Origin of the sequence: Bacillus sp. HMSC036E02, assembly GCF_001836235.1 — a bacterium.
GTDB classification, from domain to species: domain Bacteria; phylum Bacillota; class Bacilli; order Bacillales; family Bacillaceae_G; genus Bacillus_A; species Bacillus_A cereus.
Map to the genome: position 1 here is coordinate 101,409 of NZ_KV827874.1, position 25,068 is coordinate 126,476.

Consider the following 25,068-nt stretch of genomic DNA (forward strand, 5'->3'; position numbering starts at 1 on the left):
TTCTTTCACTTCTCTTATTAGTGCTTCCTCTAATATTTCACCTTTTTCCACAGCCCCACCTGGCAATGACCAAACGTTTTGTTCTACATTATGTACCATTAATATTTTATCTGTTTCTTCGTCATGTATTAGTGCGTATACGACATCAACTCTTTGCATAAGACTTCTCTCCTCCCAAAAATAATGAAGAGCCGATTCCTAAGAATCGACTCTTCCTATTAATTCATCACTAACTCAGCTGTGAGCTTTTTTTTTAACTTAGCCAGCATGTCAGTTGTCATTTTGTCTAAATCGTATTCTGCTTTAAAGCCCCACTCTTTCATTGCTGCAGTTGCGTCAATAGAGTTTGGCCAGCTATCAGCGATTGTTTGACGAGCTGAATCTACTGCATAATCCATTGTAAACGTCGGAATGTGTTTACGAATTGACGCTGCAATTTGCTCTGGCTCGAAGCTCATTGCTGTAATGTTAAATGCATTTCTATGCACTAGCTTACTTGGATCAGCTTCCATTAATGAAATGATCGCTTGTAAAGCATCAGGCATATACATCATGTCCATGTACGTTCCTTCAGCAATGTATGAGGTGTATGCACCTTTTTTAATCGCCTCATAATAAATTTCAACTGCATAATCAGTCGTTCCGCCTCCTGGAGGAGCTACGTAAGAAATTAAACCTGGGAAACGGACACCGCGCGTATCTACGCCAAATTTTTGATGATAATAATCACATAGTAATTCTCCTGCCACTTTGTTTACCCCATACATCGTAGTAGGACGCTGAATTGTATCTTGCGGTGTATTATCTTTTGGCGTCGATGGACCGAATGCACCGATAGAACTTGGCGTGAAGAACTTACAGTTTAATTCACGAGCTGCTTCTAATGCATTTACAAGTCCGCCCATATTTAAGTTCCATGCGAATAACGGATTTTTTTCTGCTGTTGCTGAAAGTAAAGCTGCTAAATGAATAATTGTATCTACTTCATTACGCTTTGCGATATCATGTAGTTTTTGTCCATCTGTTACATCTAACGTTTCAAATGGACCAGACGTTACTACTTCACTATCTGTTTCACGAATATCTGTTGCAATAACATTTGATGCGCCGTATACATCACGAAGTTTCATTACTAGTTCAGAACCAATTTGCCCTAAAGAACCGGTTACTAGAATTTTTTTCATTTTCCCCACTCCTCATTTGCAAGCTATTCAAAAGATGTCGTTACTTAAATGATGCCCATTTCTTTTCCTACTTTTTCATACTTAAGAATTGCTTCATCTAACATTTCTTTCGTATGAGCTGCTGTAGGCATATTACGAACGCGCCCTGTTCCTTTTGCTACAGTTGGGAACACGATAGATTTTGCGTATACACCTTCTTCATTTAGACGTTTACTAAATTCTTGTGTTAATACTTCGTCCCCAATGATACAAGGTGTAATTGGCGTTTCACTTTCCCCAATGTTAAAGCCAAGTTCTTTTAATCCTTGTTTTAAGTAGCGACCATTTTCCCATAAGCGATCGTGTAACTCTGTGCTTTCCATTAAGATTTCAATTGATCTCATGCAAGCTGCTGCATCAGCTGGTGTTAATGCTGTAGAGAATAAGAATGGACGTGAACGAACTTTTAACCAGTCAATTAAATTTTGTTTCCCTGCTACATATCCACCAATTACCCCAATTGCTTTTGATAATGTACCAATTTGGAAATCAACTTTATCAGAAAGACCGAAGTGCTTTACAGTTCCTGCACCTTTTCCAAGTACACCTGAACCGTGTGCATCATCTACGTATGTCATTAAATCTAACTCTTCTGCAATCTCAACAATTTCTGGTAGTTTTGCAACATCTCCATCCATTGAAAAGACACCGTCTGTAATTACCATTAATTTATTGTAAAGACCTGATTCTTTCGCCGCAATTGCTTTTTGGCGTAAATCTTCCATATCCGAATGTTTATAAACAATAATTTTTGCTTTTGATAGACGACTACCATCAATAATAGAAGCATGGTTTAATTCGTCTGAAAGAATTGCATCATTTTTATCCATAACGGCTGAAATCGCTGCCATATTACAGTTAAATCCTGATTGATAAGCAATTGCTGCTTCTGTATGTTTAAACTTTGCAATTGTTTCTTCTAACTTAATATGCAAATCTAAAGTACCGTTAATTGTACGAACAGCCCCTGCTCCAACACCGTACTTATGAATAGCACCAATTGCTGCTTCTTGCAAACGACTATCTGTTGCTAATCCAAGATAGTTGTTTGAAGATAAGTTAATATATTCTTTTCCGCCAATTGTAATGATTGGTCCATTTGAACTCTCAAGCGGATCAATTACGTTATAAAGCCCCTTTGATTTTAAATCCTCTAAATTTTCTTCTAAAAATTTCGCAAGTGTTTTACTAGACATCGTGAAGCCTCCCATCGTTCATGTAAGCGGATTATTGTCTTAATAGTTCTAATAATCCCTCTACTAGCTTAACACGTTTTCAGAATTTATTATAGAAAAATAGTTTAAAGTAACCGCTTACAATTTTAGATTATATATGATTCATTACAATAAATCTATTATTTACTTTTCATATTTGATAGAATTAAAAAAATATTTCAGGAGGTTTCAAACATGGCATTTACAGAATCTGATGTATACAATAACACAGCATTTTTCGAACAATATATGAAACGAAGATACCGAGAAAATAGCCCAAATGAATCCATTGAAAAACCAATATTCTTTCAGCTCATTGGTCATGTACGAGGAAAACAAATTCTCGATTTAGGCTGTGGTGATGCTAAGTTTGGCGCGGAATTATTAGAAAAGGGATGCTACTCTTACACCGGCATTGAAGGCTCCGAACTTATGTATGAAAAAGCTAAAAAACAACTAGAAAATAAAAATGGAACTGTTCATTTTTTAAACCTCAAAGATTATACCTACCCCTCTTCCACTTTTGATTTAGTAACATCTAGACTCGCCTTACATTATATTGAACATCTTGATGCCATTTTTCAAAATGTGTTTCAAACTTTAAAAACAAATGGCACCTTTACCTTTAGCGTTCAACATCCCGTTATTACTTCTTCGTTTGAAAGCTTACAAACAAGTGGTAAAAGAACGAGTTGGCTCGTCGATGATTACTTTAAACTAGGCAAACGGGTTGAACCATGGATTGACCAAGAAGTTATTAAATATCATCGTACAACGGAAGATTATTTTACATTATTACAGCAAGCCGGATTTACCATTACATCATTAAAAGAAGCTACACCAAATCCAACCTATTTTCAAGATGAAGAAGAGTATAAACGTCGCTTACGTATTCCTCTCTTCCTCTTATTTTCTTGTACCAAATAAAAAAACGATGAATCACTCATCGTTTTTTTATCTCATTGCCTGAGCAACTTCTTTAACTACACGTCTTCCTCTTCCGTGAGGTATACAAAGCGGTGTTCCAAATAACGGATCCGTACTAATTTGACACTCCATTCGGAATACATCACGTACTAGTTTCTCATCTACCACTTCTTCAGGTTTACCTTGTGCATATATTTGTTTATCTTGAATGGCTACAATGTTATCTGCATAGCGACATGCTAAATTTAAATCGTGTAATACCATAACAATTGTTCTTTGTTCTGTTTCATTTAATTCGAATAATAAATCTAGCACTTCAATTTGGTGAGTCATATCTAAATATGTAGTAGGCTCATCCAGTAAAATAATATCTGTATCTTGTGCAAGCGTCATTGCAATCCAAGCACGTTGTCGTTGTCCACCTGAAAGAGCATGCACATCACGCTCAGCAAATTCTGTCATACCTGTTGCTGCAAGTGCCTTCTGTACCATTTCCTCATCTTTTTCTGACCACTGTTTCAGCCATGTTTGATATGGATAGCGTCCTTGTTTTACAAGTTGCAATACTGTAAGCCCTTCAGGTGCTTGCGGTCCTTGCGGTAAAATTGCCATTTGACGAGCAATTTGCTTCGTTTGCATACTTTGAATAGCTTGATTATCTAACAAAATGTCACCAGTTGTTGGCTTTAATAATCTAGCTAGTGAACGTAATAAAGTTGATTTCCCGCAACCGTTGGAACCGATAAAGATTGTAATTTCACCTTTTGGAATTTCTAAATTCAACTCATCGATAATAATTGTTTCACCATAAGACAACGTCAAACGTTTCGTCTCCAATGCTTTTTGCATATTCATCTCCCTTTATGAATTCCGACTTTTATAAAGTAAATAAATAAAATAAGGTGCACCAATTGCTGATGTAAATACCCCTGCTGGAATTTCAAGTGGTGTGAAAACTGTACGCCCAATTAAATCTGCAGCAAGTACTAGAATTGCACCAACAATAGCTGCAACTGGGAGTAATGCACCGTATAAAGAACCAACTAGCCTTCGTGAAATATGAGGTGCCATTAAACCGACAAATCCAATTCCTCCGGCGAAGGCAACTGCTCCCCCAATTAAAGCGGTACTAAGTAATAACATGAATACGCGTGACTTCGTTAAAGGAACACCAAGTCCTACCGCAATATCATCCCCTAGCTCTTGCGCATTTAAATGTCTAGCAGCTATAAATGATATTACCGTTAAAATGAGAACCCACGGTGCAAGCACCATAACGTTTTGCCATGAAGAACCATAAACAGTACCTGTAATCCATACATTCGCTTGACTCGCTTGATAAATTGGTGCTAACAACATAAACAAAGTCGTTGCCGCTTTCGTTAATGCCCAAAACCCCACACCAATTAAAACAAGACTAATCGGCGATAACCCGTCATTTCTCCATGCAAATAAATATACAAAAAGCGCCACAATCGTTGCCCCAACAAAGGCTGCTAACGGCATATAATGAATACTTACAGTTAGCGCATTATTTTTATCACTAAATATAGCTAAAAACAATACAACTGCAACACTTGCCCCGCCCGTAATCCCGATGATATCCGGAGAAGCAAGTGGATTTCGAACGAGACCTTGTAAAATACATCCTGCTACAGCAAGCGCAATTCCTACGAGGATAGCAATTAAAATACGTGGCATACGAAACTTATTCACAACCATATTTGACATCGCATCGCCATTTCCAGTAATTGCTTGCCATACGTCATAAGGAGCAATTTTCATGTCTCCCATACCTGCGCTCGCAAAGAATAATCCTATTAAAACAACTAGTAAACTTAACAAGACGAGACAAGCTCGTTTATACATTAAAAACGAGAGCTCACCTTTTCCTATACGAAACGGAATATATTTCTTCATTTGCTAAGCCCTCTCTTACGTGCAATATAAATAAAGAATGGAGCTCCAATAAATGCTGTCATAACTCCTACTGGTACTTCTTGTGGCATAATGACATATCTTGCTGCTATATCAGCCAATATTAGTAGTATTGCACCTAACAATCCGCTATAAGGCACTCTCCATCTGTGGTCAACTCCAACAAGAAATCTCGCAAAATGCGGAGTAATAATTCCAATAAATCCAATTGGGCCAGCAACCGCAACCGAACCACCAGACAACAGTACAATAATAAGTAACACGAATGATTTCATTAAAATTGTTCGTTGTCCAAGTCCTTTCGCGACGTCTTCTCCCATCATCAATGTATTTACTTTCCCTGCCATCATAAGAGATGCAATCCATCCTATTAATAAATATGGGAATACAGATTGTAAAATTTCTAACTTTCTCCCTTGCACAGATCCAGCAAGCCAAAATAATACCTCTTCAAGTGCTTTTTCATTTAACACAAGTAATCCTTGTGTTAATGATGAAAATAACGCACTAATTGCGACCCCTGCTAACGTTAACTTAAGAGGAGTAGTTCCTTCTTTTCCTAAAGAACTAGAAGCAAATACAAGTACAGCTGCAACCGCCGCTCCTAAAAAGGCAATCCATGTGAAAGCTGATAATGATGTTACTGAAAAGATTACAATTGCTACAACTATGAAGAACGCAGCACCTGAATTTAATCCAATAAAATCTGGAGAAGCAAGTGGATTCTTAGTTAAAGTTTGCATAAGACAACCAGCAATGGCTAAACTAGCACCAACACTAGCTGCAATTAACGCCCTAGGCAGACGTACATTTTGAATAATAATATGTTCATTGGAACCGTTAAAATGGAAAAAAGCATCCAATGCTAGTTTCCAACTCGTATTTGTATACCCGAAAATAATACTTCCCCAAATACAAATAACGACTGCAATGATTCCAACAAATAATCCAATCCATTTTGCTCGATTTGTTTTTAATAACATGCAGCGTTTCCCCTTCAATGTATAATGATACGTTGTTAGTGTATTTCAACTTAATTCTCATTGTCAACGGAAATGAGAATTATTTTCACCCATATGTATTGACAATCAAAAGATAAAGGCTTAATATCATGCTTGCTATTGAAAAACATTCTCAACATGTAGGGGGTACATAATGAATTTCATGCGGAAGAAATCGTTTACAGTATTTGTATTTTTACTAGCATTTTCAATGCTTTTAAGCGCTTGTGGAAAATCAAATAACAAAGAAGAATCTACAAAAGAAGATAATAAAAAAGAAGTGGTTACTGTAGAACATGCAATGGGTAAAACAGAAGTTCCTGCTAATCCAAAACGTGTAGTTATCTTAACAAATGAAGGAACTGAAGCTTTACTTGAATTAGGTGTGAAACCAGTTGGTGCTGTAAAGTCTTGGACTGGTGACCCATGGTATCCACATATTAAGGATAAAATGAAAGATGTAAAAGTTGTTGGTGATGAAGGACAAGTTAACGTTGAAACAATTGCTTCTTTAAAACCAGACTTAATTATCGGTAATAAAATGCGCCACGAAAAAGTGTACGAACAACTAAAAGCAATTGCACCTACTGTGTTCTCAGAAACATTACGTGGTGAATGGAAAGATAACTTCAAATTTTATGAAAAATCATTAAATAAAGAAAAAGAAGGTCAAAAAGTTGTAGCTGATTACGAATCACGTATAAAAGATTTAAAAGGCAAACTTGGCGATAAAGTAAACCAAGAAATCTCTATGGTTCGTTTCATGCCTGGTGATGTTCGTATTTATCATGGCGATACATTCTCTGGTGTTATTTTAAAAGAACTTGGATTTAAACGTCCTGGAGATCAAAATAAAGATGATTTTGCAGAGCGTAACGTATCTAAAGAGCGTATTTCTGCTATGGATGGTGACGTATTATTCTACTTCACATTCGATAAAGGAAATGAGAAAAAAGGATCTGAACTAGAAAAAGAGTATATAAACGATCCTCTATTTAAAAATTTAAATGCAGTAAAAAATGGTAAAGCATACAAAGTTGATGACGTTATTTGGAATACAGCTGGTGGCGTAATGGCCGCTAACCTACTATTAGATGACATTGAAAAACGCTTTGTTAAATAATACTTCCTTAACCAGCTCCCTTCTGTGGAGCTGGTTATTTTTCAATTCACTTAAATGTCACATTATTTCGTTTTGTATTTTTATTCCCAATATGTTATATTGAGAAAGTAAATAGAATATATTTTCTTTATATCAGAATAAATGTTTTAATCTAAATTTTCTGATTAATCACTATTTTATTTTCTTTTAGAATTCAATTATTACATTTGAAAACGCTTATCATCTCGTTTTCAGGGCAAAATACAGTAACGGTCGAAGAAAAATAGAACTTTTTTAGAAATTTTCTTTCTATTTCCATATAATTCTATTGACTTCTAAATATTTTGTAAATTAAAATGATTACATAAATATCCGTTATACAGGATTAGGGGGAAACAAAAATGGATGCAGCTTTAAAATTAGACAAAGCTGGAGAGCAACAATCACCAAAAAAACATCCACCAGGGTTATACTTGTTGTTCTTTACAGAAGCATGGGAAAGATTTAGTTATTACGGAATGCGTGGCTTATTAGTTCTTTATTTAACAACGAGCTTAGTAAGTGGCGGTTTAGGATTTGATAAAGCAGTTGCCGTTCAAATTTACGGTATTTTCACAATGTTAGTATACTTCACACCGATTCTCGGCGGTTGGTTAACTGACCATTTCATTACGAAACGACATGCCATTACTATTGGCGGTATCATTATGGCGATTGGTAACTTCGTACTATTTTCAATGAATACGAAAACTGGACTATTTTTAGGATTAGGCTTATTAGTTATTGGTAATGGATTCTTCAAACCAAATATTTCGACTTTACTAGGTCAATTATATAGCGACAACGATTCTCGTCGTGATAGTGCCTTCACTATCTTCTACATGGGAATTAACTTAGGAGCTCTTATCGCTCCATTCATTTGCGGTTACTTCACAGATTACAAATATGGATTCCTAACAGCTTGTATCGGTATGATCATTGGACAGGTTGCTTTTAATTTCTTAGCACCTCGTTACTTAGGAACAATTGGTACAACTGTTGTAGGTAAAAAGTCTAAAGAAAAGACTGCAAAAGTAATTGAGAAAAAACCTTTAACATCACAAGAGAAAAAACGTACAGCTGCAATTTTAATTTTAACTTGTTTCGTAGTATTCTTCTGGGCAGGCTTTGAACAAGCTGGTAGTTCTTTAACACTTTACACAGATAAGTTCGTAGATCGTACAATTGGTGGATTTACAATTCCAACACCTTGGTTCCAATCTGTAAACCCACTATTCATTATCTTACTAGCATTACCTGTTTCAGCTTTATGGATTAAACTTTCAAAAACAAAAAATGGTGATTTAAAAATCCCTACAAAAATGGCTTTCGGTATGATTTTACTAGGAATCGGGTACTTAGTTTTAACTTTAGCTGTTCTAAAAACTGGTAGCGATGAAGGTAACATTACAATGAAGGCAAACTTACTATTCATTGTATTCACTTACATGTTCCATACAATCGGTGAATTATTCTTATCACCAATCGGATTATCTATGGTTAGTGCAATCGCTCCTGTTAAATTAGCATCATTATTAATGGGTGTATGGTTAGCTGGTACTGGATGTGCAAACTTCTTAGCAGGACAATTAGCTGCTTTCACTCAATCTTTAGGATATTTAGAAGTATTCGCAAGCATCGGTATTATCGTAATCGTACTGGGATTAGTACTTCTTATGTTCTCTAAGAAAATTGCACATATGATGGAATAACAAAAAAGACGCTTCTAATTTTAGAAGCGTCTTTTCTATTACTTCTCCTCTAAAGCTGTCACGTCCACATGAACGCTCTCACCAGGATTAGATACATCATACACTTGAGCACTCCCCTTCTGCTCATCACAGCTCTCAATCCATACTGGTACGCCCTCATATGTAACGTCAATTCTACTTGAAGAAGATAAGATTTGTTTCACACGTTTCACATCCATACTACTATCCCTCCTTTTGCTTACTACACTCCTTTTTATTTTTTCTTTTCCTTTTAGAATATATTCCGTAAGGCAGCATGTTGATTGATAGTCATTTCTTCCTAACATGCTAATATTTACTCTCTCGCTACCTTTCTGACAAATAAAAAAAGACGTATATTCTACACGTCTTTTTCCATAATATTCAAATTTTAAGAAAATAATGTTTTTACTACTGCACTTACTTTATCATTATGGATTTGATAATACACTTCTAATCCTCGTCTTTCAAAGCGTACTACTTTATTTTGCTTTAACTTCGTTAAATGTTGTGAAACAGTTGATTGTGGAATTTCTAATACTTCCTGTAGCTGTGTTACATTACATGTTCCTCTTTGCATAAGTTCCATTACTAGACGTAGACGAAGTGGGTGAGCTAACGCTCTTAACATTTGTACATCTTCTTCTGAAATACGACATTCGAATTGATTTTGGCTCATAAAGTTCCCCTCATTTTCGTTTTTATTTGCGTTTTTATGTTCTTTTTATTTATTTATATATCTGTTCTTATATTTCCTGTTACGACATAACTTTATCAACCTATAAAGCCGAAAAATTTTTCCATCTTTATCAGCAAAAATTCTGGAAAAAATCCTTGCTGATTTTGAATATTATACTATATGATATAACGAAAAAGCAAAATAATGGCCTACGAATACTTTGCTTGCAAACGTTGTTTTATCAGGCTTTTTGTTATATTTTCACCTCATTGAAATGCACAGTAACGGTATTGTAAAATACCGTCTATAATTGATAACCTATCGTAATGTAGTTGAACTATAATTAACCTCTTTGTTACGCTAAAAGGAATTTTCAGTAAAAAGAGATGATGTGATATTAAAAATTTGTTTCTTATTTTTTATTCGTATTGCAAGCGGTTGGATTGTTGTGCAAAACTTCCTATTAAATCCACTCACCGTTCCCCCCACTAGATCAAATAGGACAGATAATTGCATATATCAAACTTTATACTTAATATAAAAGACTTCATCTAATATACGCCTATAAGGAACATGCCATCTGAATAAGCAAAATAATATGCACATAGTTTATACAGCACACTTAAATTCATTTGAGTGTGTTTTTTGTCTACTTTATGAACAAAGCTTTTCTTTTAACACTATTATGGAATAATTATACTTTTTTACGTTGACAATAGTGTTGAAGGAGAATATACTAAGCATGTAAGTTGATTGTGAATAGTTTCACAAATAATGTGAATTTCTTCACATATAATAGATAGGAGTTGTCATTATTATGAGTACTTGGACACAAATTTATGACCCGTTAAACAATATTTGGTTATCTGCACTAATCGCAGCACTTCCAATCTTTTGTTTCATCATTTGTTTAATGGGATTCAAAATGAAAAGTTACATGGCTGGTCTTTATAGTGTGATTGTCGCTATTATCCTTGCAATATTTGTTTATAAAATGCCAGCAACAGTAGCTGTAGCATCTGCCGGATTCGGTGTTTTATCTGGATTTTATCCAATTTGTACTATCGTTATCGCTGCAATTTTCCTTTACAAATTAACTGTTAAAACAGAGCAATTCAATATTATTCGCGATAGTATTTCAAGCATTACAAATGATCAACGTTTACAAGTATTATTAATCGCTTATTCTTTCGGGGCTTTCTTAGAAGGCGCAGCTGGTCTAGGGGTTCCAGTTGCTATTACAGCCGCACTACTTGTAGGTATGGGCTTTAATCCATTAAAAGCAGCAGGTATTTGTTTAGTAGCTAATATTGCTGGTGGTGCTATGGGTGCTATGGGTATTCCAGTTACAGTACCAGCACAATTAACTCAACTTGACGCATTAACTATTGGTCGTCAAACTGTTCTTATTTTACCTTTCATTAGTGTTATCTTACCTTTCTTACTTGTTTCAATGGTCGATGGAATTAAAGGTATTAAAGAAACTTGGCAAGGTATTCTTGTAAGTGGTGTTTCTTTCGCTATTACTCAATTCGCTGTAACTTACTTCTTAGGCGCAGAACTTACTAATATTTTCGCAGCCGTTGTAAGTATGATCTCTCTTGCATTATTCTTACGTGTTTGGCAACCAAAATCTTCTACTAAAGAAGAAAAACAAGAAACTAAAGTATCACATACATTCAATCAAATTTTATATGCTTGGTCTCCATTCGTATTCTTAACTGCATTTGTAACAATCTTTAACTTAAAACCGATTAAAGCTTTATTTGCTCCAGATGGTGCGTTAGCAAACTTAGTATTTAACATTCAGTTCCCTGGTCTTCATAATGCTGTTATGAAAACTACACCAATTACAAAAGCTGATACACCTTTCGCAGCTGTTTTCAAATTTGATGTATTCTCTTCTACAACTACTGCGATTGTACTAGCAATTATCGTTTCACTTATCGTTTACCGCGTAAAAGGTAAAATGGTTAAAGAATTAATGATTGAAACAATGAAAGAATTAAAAGCTCCAGTATATACAATTTGTAGCGTTATCGCATTAGCTTACGTAGAGAACTACTCTGGTATGTCATCTACACTTGGACTTGCATTCTCTTCTACTGGTAATGCATTCCCAATTCTTTCTCCAATCTTAGGATGGATTGGCGTATTCATTACAGGTTCAGTAGTTTCAAGTGGTTCTTTATTCGCACCACTTCAAGCAGTAACAGCAGACCAGTTAAACATCGTCCCTTCTACACTCGTTGCCTTAAACGTAGTAGGTGGTACAATGGCAAAAATGGTTTCACCACAATCTGTAGCAGTTGCTTGTGCCGCAGTTGGACTAGTTGGTAAAGAATCTGCTCTATTTAAAACAGCAATGAAATACAGTTTAATCTTCTTAGCTGTTATTAGCTTACTTCAATTAAACGCTGTATTTAATATCTTTTAAAAATAAAACACCGATCCAAATGGATTGGTGTTTTTCACATTACATTTTTTTATTTTTTAATAAAGAAGCTCCAGCAATTTCAGGGTGAGTCATTTCGAATGGATCTAAAATAATATCCAATTCCTCTTCTGTCAGTACACCATGCTCTAAACATAACTCCCTAACAGATTTTCCTGTTTCAATCGCTTCACGTGCAATACGAGATGCTGCTTCATAACCAATATGAGGATTAACTGCTGTAATAATTCCAACACTTTTCTCAACATATTGCTTCAGCAATTCTTCATTTGCTGTAATTCCTTCAATACAATATTCACGGAATACACGGAATCCATTATTCATAATACTTATAGATTGAATTAAATTAAATACAAGCACAGGCTCCATTACGTTTAACTCTAATTGTCCTGCTTCTGATGCTAAGCAAATTGTATGATCGTTTCCGATTACTTGGAATGCGACTTGGTTAATCACTTCTGCCATAACTGGATTTACTTTACCTGGCATAATTGATGAACCTGGCTGACGTGCTGGCAATTGAATTTCAGCCAACCCAACACGTGGCCCAGACGCCATAATACGAAGATCGTTTGCAATTTTAGACATGTTCATCATACATACTTTAAGTGCTGCAGATACTTCTGTGTATGCATCTGTATTTTGCGTTGCATCAACTAAATGCTCTGCACCAACAAGTGGGAACCCACTAAACGTTCTTAAATGTTTTACTACTTGTTCAATATACGTAGGATTTGCATTTAATCCTGTACCAACAGCTGTCGCCCCCATATTCACTTCATATAAATGTTGACGAGACTGTTTAATTCTTTTTATATCGCGCGCAAGCACTCGGCTATACGCTTCAAATTCTTGTCCAAGGCGAATTGGAACTGCATCTTGTAAATGTGTGCGTCCCATTTTAATAACGTGATCAAACTCTTTTGCTTTTTTACGAAAAGCAGAATGAAGTTCTTCCATTGTAATAAGAAGCTTTTCTAACATCATAAGAGTTGCAATATGAATCCCTGTTGGAAACGCATCGTTCGTTGATTGGGCCATGTTCACATGAGTGTTTGGGCTAATTTTCGCATAAGCACCTTTTTCATATCCCATACGTTCTAACGCTCTATTCGCAATTACTTCATTTGTATTCATATTAATAGAAGTTCCGGCTCCGCCTTGAATAGGGTCCACGATAAATTGATCATGAAACTTTCCATCAACAATTTCTTGCGCTGCTTCTGCAATTTCATGTCCAATGTCTTTAGCTAAGTAACCAGTATCTATATTCGCAAGTGCCGCCGCTTTTTTCACAATTGCCATTGCTGTAATGAGTGATGGATGAATGCGATATCCTGTAATTGGGAAGTTTTCTACAGCACGTAATGTTTGTACACCATAATAAGCTGCACTTGGTACTTCTTTTTCACCTAAAAAATCTTTTTCTATACGTATATCCTTCGTTGCTATCATTTTTATCACCTATACTTTTTCATTCTAAATCCTTATCCAAAAAATCCGCCCTCTAAAAACACGAGTATCATTCAGAAGAATTTTTCAGTATCCACCTTCACTATATAGCACCTTTTTTGAAAGCGCAAACATTTATTTTTCTGTATATCCTTTTTATTAAAGTTTATAGAAAATCATTCTCCTACTTTCCTTATTTCCACTCGTTTAATTTGATGCATATCCTTTTCAAGGACTTTAAAATAAAAACCGTGTTTCTCAATAATATCTCCTTCAGCAACGATTTGTTTTTGTACCATAATCCAGCCACCAATTGTATCTACATCATCAGCAATTAAATGTATGCCAAGCAAATCATTTACTTCACTAATAAGCACTTTTCCCTCTACGATTTTATAGCCTTCACTTATATGCTCTATAGGTGGATTCTCATCTTCATCGTATTCATCTCGAATTTCTCCAACAATTTCTTCTAAAATATCTTCTAGTGTAACAATCCCTGCTGTACCACCATATTCATCATACAATACAGCTAATGGAATGTGTTTTCTTTGCATTTGTAATAGTAAATCATGAATTGGAATATTTTCTAGCACTTCAATAACTGGCCTTGTATATGGCATAATCGAGCACTCCTCGTCCCGACTACCATCCATATAACGAATAAATAAATCTTTTACATTAACCATCCCAATAATTTCATCTTTATCTTCACCAAATACAGGATATCTCGTGTACTTTTCTTGCGCGATTACTTTAATATGTGTTTCAAATGGTTCGTCCTCATATAAGCCCACAACTTCCGTACGAGGTACCATAATTTCTTTTGCTACTCTATTATCAAATTCAAAAATATTATTTACATATTTAAATTCCCTTTGGTTAATCTCTCCGCTCTCATAGCTCTCAGATAAGATTAACCTTAATTCTTCTTCTGAATGAGCTACTTCATGTTCAGAAGCTGGATGTAATCCGAATAAACCAGTTACAACCCTCGCTGAACCATTCAAAGCCCAAATAAACGGATACATAACTCGGTAAAAATAAATAAGTGGTTTAGATAACAATAAGCTAACTTGTTCTGCTTTTTGTATAGCAAATGTCTTTGGAGCAAGTTCCCCAATGACAACATGTAAAAATGTAATTACTGCAAAGGCAATAATAAATGAAACTGTACTGGAAATTGTAGGTGAGAATTGCAATTTTAAAAACAACGGCTCGAGTAAATGTTTAATGGTTGGTTCCCCTAACCACCCGAGCCCTAAAGCAGTAATTGTAATACCTAGCTGACAGGCCGATAAATATTCATCTAAATTTGTAGTTACCTTTTTAGCGGCCAGTGCACCTCGTCTTTTTTCGCTAACGAGTTGATCAATACGACTGCTACGTACCTTAATAATTGCAAATTCAACAGCCACAAAAAATGCTGTTAACCCAATAAGAATGACTACCATCAATAATTTTAAAATATCCACATATGCTCTTTAGCTTTCTTAGCTAAAGTTACACCTCCTTTTAAAAAGAAGTTTCACTTTAGTTTCTTCAATTATTGGAAAGCAACTCTATATAAAATCCACCAATTTTCAAACCTCATACAATTCTAAAGGTAAACCATCAGGGTCTTGGAAAAAGACGAATTTCTTCCCCGTTATTTCATCAATACGGATCGGTTCGGTCTCAACACCACATTGATTTAAATGCTTCACAGCTTCTTCTATATTTGTAACAGCAAATGCTAAATGTCTAAGACCGGCTGCTTCTGGAAAACTTTTGCGCTCAGGCGGATTTGGAAATGAAAATAATTCGATTAGATACTCTTCTCCTACACATAAATCTAATTTATAAGAATCTCGTTCCTTTCTATATACTTCATTCATTTCTTTAAACCCTAATATTCTAGTATAAAAATCCTTTGACGTCTCATAATTCGAACAAATAATTGCAACGTGATGCACTCTACATATATTCATACTCTCTCTATTCCTTTCTTTACCAAAGATGCATATTCTCCCTTGAAATGAAAAACATATATAGCAGAATATCTCTTTTAGGGGGCTTACCATGAAATTCATTACTTTTTTCGTCGGATTAATTGTTGTTTTCTTGCTCGCTTATATTGCTAGCAATAATAAGAAGCATATTAAATTTAAACCAATTTTTATCATGCTTATTATACAGTTAATTTTAACCTATTTACTATTAAATACAGAAATCGGCCTCATACTTATTAGAATCATTTCCAGTTTGTTTACAAAGCTACTCGAGTATGCTGCTAATGGAATAAATTTCGTATTTGGTGGTCTTGCAAATAAAGGTGAAATGCCATTTTTCCTTACTGTATTATTACCAATCGTCTTTATTTCTGTTTTAATTGGTATATTACAACATTTCAAAATACTACCATTTTTCATTCGTTGGATCGGGTACTTTCTTAGTAAAATAAATGGTCTTGGAAAATTAGAATCTTACAACGCTATCGCCTCTGCCATTGTCGGCCAATCAGAGGTTTTTATTACAGTGAAAAAGCAATTAGCTCAAATCCCAAAACACCGTCTTTATACACTTTGTGCCTCCGCTATGTCAACCGTATCTATGTCTATCGTAGGTGCCTATATGACAATGATTGAACCTAAGTATGTAGTAACTGCACTCGTTCTCAATTTATTTAGCGGTTTTATTATCGTACTCATCATTAACCCTTACGACGTTAAAGATGACGAAGATATTTTAGAAATCAAAGGTGAAAAACAAAGCTTTTTTGAAATGCTTGGAGAATACATTCTTGATGGTTTTCGTGTAGCCATTGTTGTCGGCGCTATGCTCATCGGATTTGTTGCCTTAATTAGTTGTATTAATGACCTGTTCCTCATTATATTCGGTATTACGTTCCAACAATTAATTGGCTACGTATTTGCACCTATCGCATTCCTTATCGGTGTACCAAGTTCTGAAATTGTAGCAGCTGGCAGCATTATGGCAACGAAGCTTGTAACGAATGAATTTGTCGCAATGATGGACCTTAGTAAAATTTCTAATAGCCTTTCTCCCCGTACAGTTGGTATTATTTCTGTTTTCCTTGTATCTTTTGCCAATTTTTCTTCCATTGGTATTATTTCAGGTGCGGTAAAAGGACTAAACGAAGAACAAGGAAACGTTGTTGCGAGGTTTGGCCTTAAATTACTATATGGAGCTACTCTCGTTAGTATTTTATCTGCAATTATCGTAAGCATTATGTTGTAATTAGGTAAAATTTTATCATTTTCTTATCCCTATCTTTTGTATACAATAACGAATAGATGTCTTATAAAGTGAAACTTTAATCAGAGTGGGGCTATCCCCACTCTGATTATTAGCCTTCACCAATCGGGTATTTACGGGCAGTTATCTCCCACCTAACTTCATTGCATTCACTGGACTTGGAGGTGGGAGTTTTACTACCCGTTAATACGGGATAAATAATCAAGACATCTATTTTTTATACATGTACAATCGCTTTTATTTAGCGTAAAATATTTTTTATGTGTTTGAATACACTTCTAAATGTATACACTTTGATAGTTTTAAAGGAGAAAAAATGATGAAATCCGACACGAACAAAGATACGCGAGCCAAAAAAGGACGCTCAAAGAAAAAACGCCTACTTTGGTTCCTTCTTATTCCATTACTAATTGTAGCACTTGGAGCAGGAGGCTATTCCTTCCATATATACAGTAAAGCAAAGTCCGTCTTAAATAATGCTTATGCTGAACTAGGTCGAGGAGATAAGTCCAGTAAACGTGAAAAAGCTGTTAAACCTATGACCGACAATATTTCCGTACTAATTATGGGTGTTGATGAAAGTGATATTAGGGAAAAAGGTTATGGAAAAGCAACTCGAACAGATGCGTTATTACTTGCAACAATTAATAAAAACGATAAATCCGTTAAACTTGTAAGCATTCCACGTGACTCACGCGTCTACATTAAATCACGTGATAAATACGATAAAATCACACATGCGCACGTATTCGGTGGTGTAGACAGCACAATTGATACGGTAGAGAACTTTTTAGATGTTCCAGTTGATTATTATGTAAAATTCAATTTTAAATCCTTTATTAAAATTGTTGATTCTCTTGGTGGCATTACTGTGGACGTTCCAGTTGAATTCACAGAGCAAAATAGTAAAGATGAAGCAGATGCAATTCATCTAAAAAAAGGACGTCAACATTTAAATGGAGAAGAGGCACTGGCACTAGCTAGAACTCGTCACATCGATAGTGATTATATGCGTGGCCAACGACAACAGCTTGTATTAGAGGCCATTGCTGAAAAGGCACTATCTCTTAATTCCATTAATAAAATCGGTGGCCTACTAGACGCTGTCGATAAAGACTTAAAAACCAATTTAACTTTTGATGATATGATGACAATTACAAAAAATTCAATGGATTCAAATTTAAAGATGGAAAAAATGCAAGTAGAAGGTACAGATAAATATATAGGTGGTATTTATTATTACGTGCCAAATGAAAAAAGCGTCGATACTATTTCAACTACCCTTCAAAAACATCTCGGTGTTACGAATAAAAATGAACATAAAAAATTATAATAAAAAGGCTGCTAGATCTTTCTAGACAGCCTTTTTATTATATTTTTCAACATATTTTTCATACACATTGTGACAAGAAGTGACAATTATTACAGAAATGTAACATTTTTTATGAAAACATTACACACGCAGTGAAAATAATAGTATACTAGTACGTACATAATGTTATTTTCATCATTTTTATACAAAAAATGTAATACATATATTTATACATAAATTTCTGGGGGGAAATAAATGAAGCTAAGTAAAATACTGATTGGTTCTGCAATTGCTGGGGGCATATTACTTTGTGTAGGCGGTGTTGGGGGATATCAATATGTATCCAAATTAAATAATCAATTAGATACTACTGCATTACCAAATACTACATTTGAAGGTATTTCTCTCGATGGAAAAAATAAGAAAGATATTCAAGCAATTATTAATCAAAGGGTAACTGAATTAGATCAAAAATCCCTTACCTACATATTCCAAAACGATAAACAAACTTACACATGGAAAGATTTAGGGGTAAATTATAAAGAGAAAGATATTATTGACAAAATCTTCAAAGAACAAGAAGGAAACGTAATGAATCGTTACAAAATGCGTAAGCAAGCTGAAAACGGTGAATTAAAACGTGACTATAAATTAACACCACAATTAAATGCAACAGCTTATGAAACCTTTATAAAAGATAAATATAATGAAACATTAAAAAATCCTGTTAACGCAGAATTAAGTATTGAAGGCTCAACAGTAAATGTTAGTCAAAGCCAAAACGGAGAAAAAATTGATAAAGGGAAACTAAGCGGTTTAACAAACGAAGCTATTACTACTGGTAAATCAGATGTTACATTACCAGTTACATTCATAAAACCAGAACGTTCTACAGAAGATATACAGAAAATGGGTATTAAAGAAGTCATTGCTGAATATTCTACTCCAATGGCTGGCCGTAACGGAAATCAATCATTTAACGTAAATAAGTCAGCTAATACTTTAAGTGGGGTTATTGTCGCACCTGATGAAACATTTAGTTTTAACGGCCGCGTTGGCGTAACTGATGCTGCACATGGTTACAAATCTGCAGCAGTATATTCACAAGGTAAAGTAATACAAAGTGCAGGCGGAGGAGTTTGCCAAGTCAGTAGTACTTTATACAGCGCAGCTTTAAGGGCTGATTTAGGAATTGTTTCTCGAAGCAATCATTCTATGCCAGTAAATTATTTACCACTTGGGCAAGATGCAGCAGTAGCAGATTATGGTCCAGATTTAAAATTTAAAAATAATACAGGCAATCATATTTATATTCAAGCATTTTCAAATGGAGGTAGTATTACTACACGCATTTTCGGTACAAATACTGGTAAAAATGTTGAAGTTTCTTCTCAAGTAATTAGTAGGACTAGTGATAAAATCACAGCGGTTACGTATAAAAAAGTAACACAAAACGGGGAAGTAATATCAAATGGACAAATTTCAAAAAGTGTATATAAAAGCGCCCCAAAAGAATAGATAATATCAACCGAATAACATAAAGAAAAAGGCGTGATTAAATCACGCCTTTTTCTTTTGCAGTAATAGTAAAAAAGTTTCAAGATGATCTTTCGTTTCTTCTAAAGACCACATACGATTTCCTTGCTTCGCAGCTAATACACACGCCTCTTCCCACGCGTTCTTTTTCTTCATATTTATTAATTCATCACGTAATTTCAAAACAATTTCTTCGTCTTCTTGTTCAATAAACTCTTCCATCACGCTTACTATTTCATCCTCATGAATACTTAACGTACAGTACGATTTAAGAAAGTATTGTAATGTCATATACATAATGTACTCCCCCTTCTTATTTATCAGATGGATAAGAAGTAATAATCTTAAACCCTAATTCCCCTGACTTATCTCTTGCTAAAACAGTAACAGTTTTTACCAACTTGTCTTTTACACTCATATTTTTCTTTATTACCGTTTTTCCAACAGGGAATGAATGAGTTGTATTTACTACGAGACGAGCCTCTTTAGAATTTTTTAACCAATCTTGAATTTCCTTGTCATGTTGCTTCAAGCTATCTTTTACAGCTTTCGTCGCTGTTTCTTTATCATAGTATGTACTTGCGGCTGACACTTTATCTGTCTTCAAGCGATTCTTCAAATCCTCTTCTGACTTGCCTACATGTCTTTCAATCGTATGACCATTTTTAGGTGGTCCTTCCATTTCATCTAAAATATTATCACTAATTTTTTCTACCGATGTAGCTTGATTACCTGTCTGTTTCTCTGTTTTTTGTTCTTTTCCTGCACATCCACTTAAGATTAGCACTAATGCCAATAAACTACTGAAGAAAAGACTGCTTATTCGTTTCATCATATCACCTCTTCCATGATTATTATCGCAACTTCACTAAAAGTCAATTTCACAACGAAAAAATCTATCAGTTTTCATTTTTTCCATCTATTTTTCCATATTTACCCGCGCAATTTCATCAACCCTCTATTTTTCGCCTTTTATAATATATACCCCCTATATTTTATAATTATTTCCCGAATAAAATCACCAATAATATAATTATAAAACTCTTTTACACAAAGGTTTTTATACTGTTTTTCAAAATGATTTAAAATACCCCTATTTTTATATACCTAATACCCATATAAGGTATCAATACCCCTTCTTATCAACGTTTTTCTACATTATGTAAATTTTCCCTTGCCTATACAATCGAAATATGGTGTAATGCAAAAAAAGATAAAGGATTTTAAACAATGGCTGAAACGATTCAAAATTTCTTAACAGAATACTATTCAATCGCAATTCCACTTAGTATCTTAATTAACATCATCATTAGTCTTTTAGGTGTTATTCCTAGCATCTTTTTAACCGCCATTAATATACAGCTCTTCGGTGTAACAAATGGCACAATCATTTCGATCGCAGGTGAGGCCTTAGGGGCTATTATCTCGTTTTATATTTACCGCCTGGGCCTTCAAAAGTTCACTCACGATAAAGTAAATAAGTACCCAAAGGTAGAGCGTCTTCTTTATGTAGAAGGTAGAGAGGCCTTTCTACTCGTTCTATCGTTTCGATTGATACCTTTCATCCCATCAAGTATCGTGACTTTATTTGCAGCTCTAGGGAAAATGTCATTACTCTCCTTCAGTATTGCCAGTACAATAGGTAAAATACCGGCCTTATTGATTGAAGTATATTCGGCATACCAAGTCATGAACGGAACAAATGAAGCGAAGTGGGTTGTAACAATCGCAGGCGTTATTGGATTGTTTTATTTGTGGAAAAAATGGAGAAAAAAATAAAGAAGGAGCCTATGCTCCTTCTTTATTTTTGAGGTATTTTATTACTAGCTCTTCCTTAAAGCCTTAGTTTACACCAACAGCACTAAATGATTGCTTAACTGCTGCTACTTCAGCAGAATTTGCACCATATAAGTCTGCTGCAGCTTGTACTGCACCAGCACGAGCTTGACTAAATGTAGTAGATTGCGTGAAATACTGTGTATTTGCACGGTAGTAAATCGCACCTAATTTATCTTTACCGATACCAGTTACAGTTACACCATAATGCGTACCACCATTTGCTAATAAATAAGCTTGTTTATTAATAATGCCGCTGTTTGTATGAACACCACCGTTATCACTTGAACCAGTGTAACGCTTAGAATAATGGTCTGGATCACCATACTTCGTAGGATCACTCATAGAGCGAAGTGCGTCTCCTGCTTTACCAGGTGTGTAAATATCTTCACCAATCTCCCAATCCGGGTTACGGTTATCATAGAATTCTACTAAAGTACCAAAGATATCAGAAATCGCTTCATTTAAAGCCCCTGATTCATTTTGATAAATTAGATTTGAACTATTTTCCGTAACAGCATGCGTTAACTCGTGACCAATTACATCAATTCCACCAGATAATGAAGTAAACGTTACACCATCACCATCTCCGTATACCATCTGTGATCCGTTCCAGAATGCATTGTTATAATTACTTCCGTAATGAACTGTCGATTTTAACGGCGCTCCTGCATCATTAATAGAATTTCTATTAAACGTAGCTTTATAGTAATCATATGTTTTACCTGCATAGTAATGAGCATCTACTGCTGCTGCATCATACGCTGCATTGAAAACATTATCTGCATCTGCCCATAATGTTCCTGGTAATGTTGAACGATTTTTCGCATCATATGTGAAAATCGTTGCTCCGCGTGTATTATCTTGTAAGTAGTAAGATGATCCAGATAACGTTGTATTAAGCGACTTCGTATCTCCTAATACACCTTTACCAGTTCCTACTTTATTCGTTCCTGTAACAGGCTTTACAACAGCTTTCGCATCCTGTTTAGGAGCCTCTTGCTTAACTGGTGACTTATCATCATTCGTTACATGATCAATTGTATTAAACTTATTTAATACTTTACCGCTGTCTGCCTCAATGAAATAGTAGTAGTTTCCTGGGCTTGGATCTAAGAAGTTTAGATTTACAACATATGCATATGTTGTTTCCTCACCGTTTTGATATACATATAAGTCCGCTTTTGGTTCTACCTCATATTTCGGTGTTACCCCTAAATCTTGCTGCGCGATTTCAATTGCTTTTGCGCCTTCAATCTTATTTTTATTTTTCAACTTTTCCTTTTTGTCTAAATCAGGTGCAACTGTTCCAGACAATACTTTTAAAGAACCGTCTTTACTTACGTGAGCTACTTGAGTAGAACCCCATACAGGCACTCCTTCGTAAACTTGTTGCATACGTACTACTGTTGAATCAGTTACAGCATCTTTCTTCACTTGTTTCACTTTGAAAGAATCTTGTGCACTCTTTTCCCCTAGCTTGTAATCACCTTTTGCTGCGTTTAAGTAATCAAACACAACAGATTCTGCTTTCTTGCCAGTTGCTTCAGTTAGATCACCAGAAATAAACTCAGGTGACTGCACCGTCTCATTGTACTTCTTCGTAGAGAGCACATTTTTAGAATCCGCAAATGCAGAGCCTGTCCCTCCAAACGTTGTAACTGCCATTCCTGTCGCTAACACTAATGCTAAACTCTTCTTTTTCATATAACCTTCCCCCTAATAAAAAATTTTTTGAAAAAGAGTAGTTTCATATTAGCATTATGTTTCCACTATTAATATACTAAAAATTCAATTAATTTATTTCTCAAGTTTTGTAGAATTTTGAGGAACAAATATTGAAAAACCCCTTTCCTGTTGGAAAGGGGTTTCTGTTAAGAATTTATTAATTCTACTACTTTTTCTCCTTGACCATAAATATCCGATGTCCAAGCATATTGCGGTTCCAATACCACTAATACAGCTACCAAAGCCAAAGCACCAATAATTATTTTTTTCATATTATTTTCCTCCCTTTTCTTCTAATAAATTAATTGCTAATTTATAGTAGTTATTACTTTCCTTAAATTCTAGTAATTCCTCGTGATATCCTGCTAGTTCTAAATACACCATTTTTAATTCCTTTTTATTTTCTTCGCCTCTAAAAAATGGGATTGCCTCAACTTCTAAAAATCTTTTATAAACATCTTTCGTTTCAAAGTATTTATTCTTAAGCATTGAAAGTATATATAGCATACTTTTATACTTTTCATCCCTCTTGGCAACATCTATCCCTTTATTAATCCAATCTTTCGCTTCTTCAAATTCTTTTAATTCAATACACTGCAAAGCGATCTCATACACTGCATCAATATAATTTAAATCCTCTTCCTTTTTGTACTTTAGGCATTGTAAATAATAATCTTTTGCTTTTGCATAATCTTTTAAGTTATAGTACAAAAAGCCTAAATTATTTAAAGCAATAGCTGTTATACTTTCTTTATCAGCAAAAGAATTTGCTTCCCTCAAAATATTATTATAAATAGATAGTGCTTCATTATATTGCTTTTTTTGTATATAACTCAACGCAATAAGTAACTGGCAATTTATCACATAACGGAATTTATATTCATTCTTAAATCCTTCCATTGCTACATTAGCAAAATGTAAAGTCATATGTTCAACTTCTAATTCATTATAAACAAGAGCTAAATTGAAATATATTCCATTCTCATGATAACCTTGTTCCTTTGCCATTACTTCTGTTCGAGTCAAATACTCCAATGCCTTCTTATATCTATGTTGTAAAAAATAATATAACCCTTTGCTATACGTATATAATAATTTTTGGAATGGTGAATACTTTTTGTACATCTTCTTTAAGCTCTCTAACTCTTTTTCGACAGCAGGAAAATCCCTTTTCATAATTAAATAACGTGTATACAGCAGTTTATAATAATTTATAATTTCAAAATCCAACACATGCTTCATTTCACCTTGCAACTCTTCATATATACGTTCTACTTGTTGCTTGTCTAAATGAACTAGTGCATTCAACCATTCATCCAGCTTCCCCTTCACATCTTCTTCTACATCCCTCAAATCCGTCACGGCAATTTCTAATCTTGCGCAGAGCAATTGTAGAATTTCTTCTGATGCTTCAATCTTTCCATTTTCAATCTTACTTAAGTATGAGACAGAACAAATGCCCTGACATAATTCTTCTTGTGTCATTTTTTGCTGTAGCCGTTTATAAAAGACTTGTTTGCCTATTTTTTCTAATGTTTGTTGCATTGTCCTCCTCCATTCTCATTACCCCCATTACTCTAATAATACATAAAATCTGGAGAAATATAAATTGATAAATATAAATTTTCTAAAAAATAT

24 protein-coding genes are annotated in these 25,068 nt (G+C 34.7%); 8 read left to right on the forward strand and 16 right to left on the reverse strand.

The genetic code is table 11. The features are described 5' to 3' along the window. From HMPREF2590_RS25560 to HMPREF2590_RS25570, 3 genes are all read right to left on the reverse strand, one after another. The coding region (locus HMPREF2590_RS25560) for an NUDIX hydrolase (protein WP_141763556.1) at positions 1 to 159 on the reverse strand (159 nt) is incomplete at its 3' end. Positions 160 to 218: 59 nt separating this feature from the next. Continuing rightward, positions 219 to 1,184, reverse strand: a complete 966-nt coding sequence (locus HMPREF2590_RS25565; protein ID WP_000723129.1) for an L-threonine 3-dehydrogenase — start codon at positions 1,182 to 1,184, stop codon at positions 219 to 221. Between the two features lie 44 nt (positions 1,185 to 1,228). Beyond that, on the reverse strand, positions 1,229 to 2,419 hold the full coding sequence (locus HMPREF2590_RS25570; RefSeq protein WP_000095905.1) for a glycine C-acetyltransferase: 1,191 nt from the start codon (positions 2,417 to 2,419) through the stop codon (positions 1,229 to 1,231). A gap of 213 nt (positions 2,420 to 2,632) precedes the next feature. On the opposite strand from HMPREF2590_RS25570, the gene HMPREF2590_RS25575 reads away from it, so the two are divergent. After that, positions 2,633 to 3,364 carry a class I SAM-dependent DNA methyltransferase gene (locus HMPREF2590_RS25575; protein WP_044584127.1) on the forward strand — a complete coding sequence of 244 codons (732 nt, stop codon included), beginning with the start codon at positions 2,633 to 2,635 and terminating at the stop codon, positions 3,362 to 3,364. A gap of 27 nt (positions 3,365 to 3,391) precedes the next feature. On the opposite strand, the gene HMPREF2590_RS25580 is transcribed toward HMPREF2590_RS25575, so the two are convergent. Genes HMPREF2590_RS25580 through HMPREF2590_RS25590 form a run of 3 tightly spaced genes read right to left on the reverse strand, consistent with a single transcriptional unit; the run spans position 3,392 to position 6,285 of the window. Then, positions 3,392 to 4,213, reverse strand: coding sequence for an ABC transporter ATP-binding protein (locus HMPREF2590_RS25580; RefSeq protein ID WP_001167962.1), 822 nt, complete (start codon positions 4,211 to 4,213; stop codon positions 3,392 to 3,394). Between the two features lie 12 nt (positions 4,214 to 4,225). After that, a complete protein-coding gene (locus HMPREF2590_RS25585; RefSeq protein ID WP_000760054.1) occupies positions 4,226 to 5,284 on the reverse strand; it encodes a FecCD family ABC transporter permease in 1,059 nt (352 codons plus the stop codon). After that, positions 5,281 to 6,285, reverse strand: coding sequence for a FecCD family ABC transporter permease (locus HMPREF2590_RS25590; RefSeq protein WP_000925232.1), 1,005 nt, complete (start codon positions 6,283 to 6,285; stop codon positions 5,281 to 5,283). The genes HMPREF2590_RS25585 and HMPREF2590_RS25590 overlap by 4 nt, the downstream gene beginning before the upstream one ends. Positions 6,286 to 6,457: 172 nt before the next feature. Here HMPREF2590_RS25590 and HMPREF2590_RS25595 point away from each other — a divergent pair, with 172 nt between their 5' ends. Continuing rightward, the gene (locus HMPREF2590_RS25595) at positions 6,458 to 7,426 is read left to right on the forward strand and encodes an ABC transporter substrate-binding protein (RefSeq protein ID WP_050821599.1); all 969 of its coding nucleotides are present in this window, start codon (positions 6,458 to 6,460) and stop codon (positions 7,424 to 7,426) included. Between the two features lie 380 nt (positions 7,427 to 7,806). Continuing rightward, complete coding sequence (locus HMPREF2590_RS25600) at positions 7,807 to 9,156, forward strand: peptide MFS transporter (protein ID WP_000338318.1); 1,350 nt, start codon at positions 7,807 to 7,809, stop codon at positions 9,154 to 9,156. A 38-nt stretch (positions 9,157 to 9,194) separates the two neighbouring features. On the opposite strand, the gene HMPREF2590_RS25605 is transcribed toward HMPREF2590_RS25600, so the two are convergent. Further along, a complete protein-coding gene (locus tag HMPREF2590_RS25605; protein WP_000382679.1) occupies positions 9,195 to 9,374 on the reverse strand; it encodes an acid-soluble spore protein H in 180 nt (59 codons plus the stop codon). A 191-nt stretch (positions 9,375 to 9,565) separates the two neighbouring features. Continuing rightward, a complete protein-coding gene (locus HMPREF2590_RS25610) occupies positions 9,566 to 9,853 on the reverse strand; it encodes an ArsR/SmtB family transcription factor (RefSeq protein ID WP_000081428.1) in 288 nt (95 codons plus the stop codon). Positions 9,854 to 10,670: 817 nt separating this feature from the next. Between HMPREF2590_RS25610 and HMPREF2590_RS25615 the strand changes: the two genes are divergently transcribed. Continuing rightward, on the forward strand, positions 10,671 to 12,290 hold the full coding sequence (locus HMPREF2590_RS25615; protein WP_000109103.1) for an L-lactate permease: 1,620 nt from the start codon (positions 10,671 to 10,673) through the stop codon (positions 12,288 to 12,290). A 39-nt stretch (positions 12,291 to 12,329) separates the two neighbouring features. Here HMPREF2590_RS25615 and aspA read toward each other — a convergent pair whose 3' ends face one another. From aspA to gloA2, 3 genes are all read right to left on the reverse strand, one after another. Then, on the reverse strand, positions 12,330 to 13,763 hold the full coding sequence (aspA, locus tag HMPREF2590_RS25620; protein ID WP_000562130.1) for an aspartate ammonia-lyase: 1,434 nt from the start codon (positions 13,761 to 13,763) through the stop codon (positions 12,330 to 12,332). 173 nt (positions 13,764 to 13,936) lie between these two features. Further along, positions 13,937 to 15,235 carry a hemolysin family protein gene (locus HMPREF2590_RS25625; protein WP_000353323.1) on the reverse strand — a complete coding sequence of 433 codons (1,299 nt, stop codon included), beginning with the start codon at positions 15,233 to 15,235 and terminating at the stop codon, positions 13,937 to 13,939. Positions 15,236 to 15,343: 108 nt separating this feature from the next. Then, positions 15,344 to 15,730 (reverse strand): SMU1112c/YaeR family gloxylase I-like metalloprotein, encoded by a 387-nt coding sequence (gloA2, locus tag HMPREF2590_RS25630; protein WP_001017677.1) that lies wholly within the window; start codon positions 15,728 to 15,730, stop codon positions 15,344 to 15,346. A 91-nt stretch (positions 15,731 to 15,821) separates the two neighbouring features. On the opposite strand from gloA2, the gene HMPREF2590_RS25635 reads away from it, so the two are divergent. From HMPREF2590_RS25635 to HMPREF2590_RS25645, 3 genes are all read left to right on the forward strand, one after another. Next, on the forward strand, positions 15,822 to 17,000 hold the full coding sequence (locus HMPREF2590_RS25635) for a NupC/NupG family nucleoside CNT transporter (protein ID WP_000668870.1): 1,179 nt from the start codon (positions 15,822 to 15,824) through the stop codon (positions 16,998 to 17,000). Positions 17,001 to 17,334: 334 nt separating this feature from the next. After that, complete coding sequence (locus HMPREF2590_RS25640; protein WP_044584123.1) at positions 17,335 to 18,351, forward strand: LCP family protein; 1,017 nt, start codon at positions 17,335 to 17,337, stop codon at positions 18,349 to 18,351. Positions 18,352 to 18,585: 234 nt separating this feature from the next. Beyond that, a complete protein-coding gene (locus HMPREF2590_RS25645; RefSeq protein ID WP_050821598.1) occupies positions 18,586 to 19,848 on the forward strand; it encodes a VanW family protein in 1,263 nt (420 codons plus the stop codon). Between the two features lie 42 nt (positions 19,849 to 19,890). Here HMPREF2590_RS25645 and HMPREF2590_RS25650 read toward each other — a convergent pair whose 3' ends face one another. Together HMPREF2590_RS25650 and HMPREF2590_RS25655 are read right to left on the reverse strand one after the other, a co-directional pair. Next, the gene (locus tag HMPREF2590_RS25650) at positions 19,891 to 20,163 is read right to left on the reverse strand and encodes a hypothetical protein (RefSeq protein ID WP_000282019.1); all 273 of its coding nucleotides are present in this window, start codon (positions 20,161 to 20,163) and stop codon (positions 19,891 to 19,893) included. Between the two features lie 16 nt (positions 20,164 to 20,179). Further along, on the reverse strand, positions 20,180 to 20,698 hold the full coding sequence (locus tag HMPREF2590_RS25655) for an RNase A-like domain-containing lipoprotein (protein WP_050821597.1): 519 nt from the start codon (positions 20,696 to 20,698) through the stop codon (positions 20,180 to 20,182). A gap of 398 nt (positions 20,699 to 21,096) precedes the next feature. On the opposite strand from HMPREF2590_RS25655, the gene HMPREF2590_RS25660 reads away from it, so the two are divergent. After that, on the forward strand, positions 21,097 to 21,645 hold the full coding sequence (locus HMPREF2590_RS25660; RefSeq protein ID WP_000852232.1) for a TVP38/TMEM64 family protein: 549 nt from the start codon (positions 21,097 to 21,099) through the stop codon (positions 21,643 to 21,645). Between the two features lie 63 nt (positions 21,646 to 21,708). Here the strand turns inward: HMPREF2590_RS25660 and HMPREF2590_RS25665 are convergent, their stop codons facing one another. From HMPREF2590_RS25665 to HMPREF2590_RS25670, 3 genes are all read right to left on the reverse strand, one after another. After that, entirely contained in the window at positions 21,709 to 23,409 is a 1,701-nt protein-coding gene (locus tag HMPREF2590_RS25665; protein WP_000730369.1) for a M4 family metallopeptidase, read from the reverse strand. A gap of 167 nt (positions 23,410 to 23,576) precedes the next feature. Then, positions 23,577 to 23,702 carry an NprX family peptide pheromone gene (locus HMPREF2590_RS30165; protein ID WP_000720172.1) on the reverse strand — a complete coding sequence of 42 codons (126 nt, stop codon included), beginning with the start codon at positions 23,700 to 23,702 and terminating at the stop codon, positions 23,577 to 23,579. Between the two features lies 1 nt (position 23,703). After that, the gene (locus HMPREF2590_RS25670) at positions 23,704 to 24,975 is read right to left on the reverse strand and encodes a helix-turn-helix domain-containing protein (RefSeq protein ID WP_001187937.1); all 1,272 of its coding nucleotides are present in this window, start codon (positions 24,973 to 24,975) and stop codon (positions 23,704 to 23,706) included. Positions 24,976 to 25,068 lie beyond the last annotated feature (93 nt).

What these genes read in the sequence shown, in the direction of transcription:
- HMPREF2590_RS25565 (WP_000723129.1), bottom strand. Translation starts at nt 1,184, where the DNA reads ATGAAAAAAATTCTAGTAACCGGTTCTTTAGGGCAAATTGGTTCTGAA.
- HMPREF2590_RS25570 (WP_000095905.1), bottom strand. Translation starts at nt 2,419, where the DNA reads ATGTCTAGTAAAACACTTGCGAAATTTTTAGAAGAAAATTTAGAGGAT.
- HMPREF2590_RS25575 (WP_044584127.1), top strand. Translation starts at nt 2,633, where the DNA reads ATGGCATTTACAGAATCTGATGTATACAATAACACAGCATTTTTCGAA.
- HMPREF2590_RS25580 (WP_001167962.1), bottom strand. Translation starts at nt 4,213, where the DNA reads ATGCAAAAAGCATTGGAGACGAAACGTTTGACGTTGTCTTATGGTGAA.
- HMPREF2590_RS25585 (WP_000760054.1), bottom strand. Translation starts at nt 5,284, where the DNA reads ATGAAGAAATATATTCCGTTTCGTATAGGAAAAGGTGAGCTCTCGTTT.
- HMPREF2590_RS25590 (WP_000925232.1), bottom strand. Translation starts at nt 6,285, where the DNA reads ATGTTATTAAAAACAAATCGAGCAAAATGGATTGGATTATTTGTTGGA.
- HMPREF2590_RS25595 (WP_050821599.1), top strand. Translation starts at nt 6,458, where the DNA reads ATGAATTTCATGCGGAAGAAATCGTTTACAGTATTTGTATTTTTACTA.
- HMPREF2590_RS25600 (WP_000338318.1), top strand. Translation starts at nt 7,807, where the DNA reads ATGGATGCAGCTTTAAAATTAGACAAAGCTGGAGAGCAACAATCACCA.
- HMPREF2590_RS25605 (WP_000382679.1), bottom strand. Translation starts at nt 9,374, where the DNA reads ATGGATGTGAAACGTGTGAAACAAATCTTATCTTCTTCAAGTAGAATT.
- HMPREF2590_RS25610 (WP_000081428.1), bottom strand. Translation starts at nt 9,853, where the DNA reads ATGAGCCAAAATCAATTCGAATGTCGTATTTCAGAAGAAGATGTACAA.
- HMPREF2590_RS25615 (WP_000109103.1), top strand. Translation starts at nt 10,671, where the DNA reads ATGAGTACTTGGACACAAATTTATGACCCGTTAAACAATATTTGGTTA.
- aspA (WP_000562130.1), bottom strand. Translation starts at nt 13,763, where the DNA reads ATGATAGCAACGAAGGATATACGTATAGAAAAAGATTTTTTAGGTGAA.
- gloA2 (WP_001017677.1), bottom strand. Translation starts at nt 15,730, where the DNA reads ATGAATATATGTAGAGTGCATCACGTTGCAATTATTTGTTCGAATTAT.
- HMPREF2590_RS25635 (WP_000668870.1), top strand. Translation starts at nt 15,822, where the DNA reads ATGAAATTCATTACTTTTTTCGTCGGATTAATTGTTGTTTTCTTGCTC.
- HMPREF2590_RS25640 (WP_044584123.1), top strand. Translation starts at nt 17,335, where the DNA reads ATGATGAAATCCGACACGAACAAAGATACGCGAGCCAAAAAAGGACGC.
- HMPREF2590_RS25645 (WP_050821598.1), top strand. Translation starts at nt 18,586, where the DNA reads ATGAAGCTAAGTAAAATACTGATTGGTTCTGCAATTGCTGGGGGCATA.
- HMPREF2590_RS25650 (WP_000282019.1), bottom strand. Translation starts at nt 20,163, where the DNA reads ATGTATATGACATTACAATACTTTCTTAAATCGTACTGTACGTTAAGT.
- HMPREF2590_RS25655 (WP_050821597.1), bottom strand. Translation starts at nt 20,698, where the DNA reads ATGAAACGAATAAGCAGTCTTTTCTTCAGTAGTTTATTGGCATTAGTG.
- HMPREF2590_RS25660 (WP_000852232.1), top strand. Translation starts at nt 21,097, where the DNA reads ATGGCTGAAACGATTCAAAATTTCTTAACAGAATACTATTCAATCGCA.
- HMPREF2590_RS25665 (WP_000730369.1), bottom strand. Translation starts at nt 23,409, where the DNA reads ATGAAAAAGAAGAGTTTAGCATTAGTGTTAGCGACAGGAATGGCAGTT.
- HMPREF2590_RS30165 (WP_000720172.1), bottom strand. Translation starts at nt 23,702, where the DNA reads ATGAAAAAAATAATTATTGGTGCTTTGGCTTTGGTAGCTGTATTAGTG.
- HMPREF2590_RS25670 (WP_001187937.1), bottom strand. Translation starts at nt 24,975, where the DNA reads ATGCAACAAACATTAGAAAAAATAGGCAAACAAGTCTTTTATAAACGG.